At 74.3% G+C, this 1313-nt stretch carries 3 protein-coding genes; 1 reads left to right on the top strand and 2 read right to left on the bottom strand.

The features are described from left to right. The coding region (locus VQ02_RS33360; RefSeq protein ID WP_048448573.1) for a cadmium resistance transporter at window positions 1-296 on the bottom strand (296 nt) is incomplete at its 3' end. 80 nt (window positions 297-376) lie between these two features. Between VQ02_RS33360 and VQ02_RS33355 the strand changes: the two genes are divergently transcribed. After that, the gene (locus tag VQ02_RS33355) at window positions 377-613 is read left to right on the top strand and encodes a hypothetical protein (RefSeq protein ID WP_048448572.1); all 237 of its coding nucleotides are present in this window, start codon (window positions 377-379) and stop codon (window positions 611-613) included. 20 nt (window positions 614-633) lie between these two features. Here the strand turns inward: VQ02_RS33355 and ribF are convergent. Next, on the bottom strand, window positions 634-1313 hold a 680-nt coding region (gene ribF, locus VQ02_RS33350), incomplete at its 5' end, for a bifunctional riboflavin kinase/FMN adenylyltransferase (protein ID WP_048448571.1).

The following is a 1313-nucleotide window of genomic DNA, read 5'->3' as shown; positions in this document are numbered from 1 at the left end:
TCGGATTCCTCGGCCTCGTCCGAGTCCTCCTCCCGCAGGGCGAGGAGGCGGTGCACCCCGAGCGCGACCGGGACGAGGCCGAGGAATCCGAGCCAGGCCGGCGCCAGGACCAGGGACAGGAGCGACCCGGCGAGCGAGGCCAGCACCAGGGCGGCGATGCCGAGGGACTGGCCGATCACGATCTGGTGCGGGCGGTAGCGCGGATCGGAGAAGAAGCCGATCAGCACGACGATGTCGTCGATGTTGGTCGAGGCGAACAGGGCGACCGCGACGCCGAGGTCGGTCAGGTGGTCCATGGCCGTCTCGGGCGAAGGGCCGGAACGGGGCGCGGCATCGCGCGGTTGTCCGGAAGGCTCATCGAACCAGGAGCTTCGCCATGCGGATCCTGCTCCCCGCCCTCGCGCTCGCCGCGCTCCTGACCGGCCCGGCCGCCGCGCGCGACCGGCCGGCGCCGCGGCCGGTCCCCGAGGATGTCGACGCCACCGGCACCGTCACCCCGACCGATCCGGTGCTCATCCCCGACGAGGACCGCGGGGCGATGCGGCGGGCCAAGCGCCAGCGGGGGCGGGATGCCGACACCGAGGCGCCGATCCGCGAGTTCATCCCCGAATAAGTCCAGGCCAGCCTGCGCCTTCACCCCAGCATCGAGGGCGTGCGGTCCTCGGCGAGCAGGCGGCGCGCTTCCGCCGCGTCCTCGTGCATGCGGGCGACGAGGGCCTCGGCGCTGTCGAAGCGTTCCTCGCCGCGGATGAAGCCGACGAACTCGACCGCGATGCGCTGGCCGTAGAGGTCGCCGGAGAAGTCGAACAGGTAGGTCTCGAGGAGCGGCGCGCCGTCGTCGAAGGTTGGGCGCCGGCCGTAGCTCGCCACGCCGTCCCGCACGCGGCCGTCGCCCAGGCGGACGCGCACGGCGTAGATGCCGTGGGCGAGGGCACAGGATTCGAGGGCCACGTTGGCGGTGGGGAAGCCGAGGGTGCGGCCGCGCTTGTCGCCGTGGCGCACCTCGCCCTCGACGAACCAGCGGTAGCCGAGGAGGTGGTTCGCGGTCGCCACCTCGCCGGCCTCCAGCGCGGTCCGGATCGCGCTCGACGAGACCGGCGCCTCGCCGCCGCCGGCCGCCACCGCCGGCACGATCCGGCAGGCGAGCCCGTTCTCGGCGCAGAGCGCCTCCAGCATCGCCGGCGTGCCCTCGCGGCCGCGGCCGAAATGGAAGTCGTGCCCGATCACCACGCCCGACAGGCCGAGCTCGCCCTTCAGGACGTCGGCCACGAAGGCCGCCGCCCCGGTGCCGGCGAGCGCCGCGTCGAACCGGC

The organism is Methylobacterium variabile, from assembly GCF_001043975.1.
In the GTDB taxonomy this organism is placed as follows: Bacteria; Pseudomonadota; Alphaproteobacteria; order Rhizobiales; family Beijerinckiaceae; genus Methylobacterium; species Methylobacterium variabile.
The sequence above is the reverse complement of the archived record's forward strand: the minus strand, read 5'-3'. Positions and strand labels throughout refer to the sequence as shown.

Bases quoted from the DNA above. Each gene is read 5' to 3' on its own strand.
- VQ02_RS33355 (WP_048448572.1), top strand. From the start codon at position 377: ATGCGGATCCTGCTCCCCGCCCTCGCGCTCGCCGCGCTCCTGACCGGC.